Origin of the sequence: Salinivibrio sp. EAGSL, assembly GCF_013366455.1 — a bacterium.
Classification (GTDB): domain Bacteria; phylum Pseudomonadota; class Gammaproteobacteria; order Enterobacterales; family Vibrionaceae; genus Salinivibrio; species Salinivibrio costicola.
Window position 1 is genome coordinate 1 of sequence record NZ_JABWMG010000045.1, and the last position, 1,551, is coordinate 1,551.

A 1,551-nucleotide genomic window follows, 5' to 3' on the forward strand; every position below is an offset into this window, starting at 1 on the left:
GGGGCTAAGTTAGAACATCAAACATACAAGGGTGGTATTTCAAGGATGGCTCCACGACAACTGGCGTCGCCGTTTCAAAGCCTCCCACCTATCCTACACATGTAGGCTCAATGTTCAGTGCCAAGCTGTAGTAAAGGTTCACGGGGTCTTTCCGTCTAGCCGCGGGTACACAGCATCTTCACTGCGATTTCAATTTCACTGAGTCTCGGGTGGAGACAGCGTGGCCATCATTACGCCATTCGTGCAGGTCGGAACTTACCCGACAAGGAATTTCGCTACCTTAGGACCGTTATAGTTACGGCCGCCGTTTACCGGGGCTTCGATCAATGGCTTCTCTTGCGATAACCACATCAATTAACCTTCCGGCACCGGGCAGGCGTCACACCGTATACGTCATCTTTCGATTTTGCACAGTGCTGTGTTTTTAATAAACAGTTGCAGCCACCTGGTATCTGCGACTGCCCATAGCTCCATCCGCAAGGGACTTCACCGTGGGCAGCGTACCTTCTCCCGAAGTTACGGTACCATTTTGCCTAGTTCCTTCACCCGAGTTCTCTCAAGCGCCTTGGTATTCTCTACCCGACCACCTGTGTCGGTTTGGAGTACGGTTCCTACTTACCTGAAGCTTAGAGGCTTTTCCCGGAAGCATGGCATCAATGACTTCACCACCTTGGTGGCTCGACATCGGGTCTCGACCGTACGTAATCCCGGATTTGCCTAAGATTACAGCCTACACCCTTGAACCTGGACAACCATCGCCAGGCCCACCTAGCCTTCTCCGTCCCCCCATCGCAGTAAGTAGCAGTACGGGAATATTAACCCGTTTCCCATCGACTACGCCTTTCGGCCTCGCCTTAGGGGCCGACTTACCCTGCCCCGATTAACGTTGGACAGGAACCCTTGGTCTTCCGGCGAGGAGGTTTTTCACCCCCTTTATCGTTACTCATGTCAGCATTCGCACTTGTGATACCTCCAGCATGCCTCTCAGCACACCTTCAACGGCTTACACAACGCTCCCCTACCCAATATCCATAAGGACATTGCCGCAGCTTCGGTGTATCGCTTAGCCCCGTTACATCTTCCGCGCAGGCCGACTCGACCAGTGAGCTATTACGCTTTCTTTAAATGATGGCTGCTTCTAAGCCAACATCCTGGCTGTCTGAGCCTTCCCACATCGTTTCCCACTTAGCGATAACTTTGGGACCTTAGCTGGCGGTCTGGGTTGTTTCCCTCTCCACGACGGACGTTAGCACCCGCCGTGTGTCTCCCGGATAGCACTTACTGGTATTCGGAGTTTGCAAAGGGTTGGTAAGTCGGGATGACCCCCTAGCCTTAACAGTGCTCTACCCCCAGTAGTGTTCGTCCGAGGCGCTACCTAAATAGCTTTCGGGGAGAACCAGCTATCTCCGAGTTTGATTGGCCTTTCACCCCTAGCCACAGGTCATCTCCTAACTTTTCAACGTTAGTGAGTTCGGTCCTCCAGTTGATGTTACTCAACCTTCAACCTGCCCATGGCTAGATCACTCGGTTTCGGGTCTAATGCTAGCAACT

General features: G+C 52.7%; 1 rRNA gene. It reads right to left on the bottom strand.

The features are described 5' to 3' along the window. Positions 1 to 1,551: ribosomal RNA gene (locus tag HLG76_RS14610) — 23S ribosomal RNA — on the bottom strand; the annotation flags it as partial.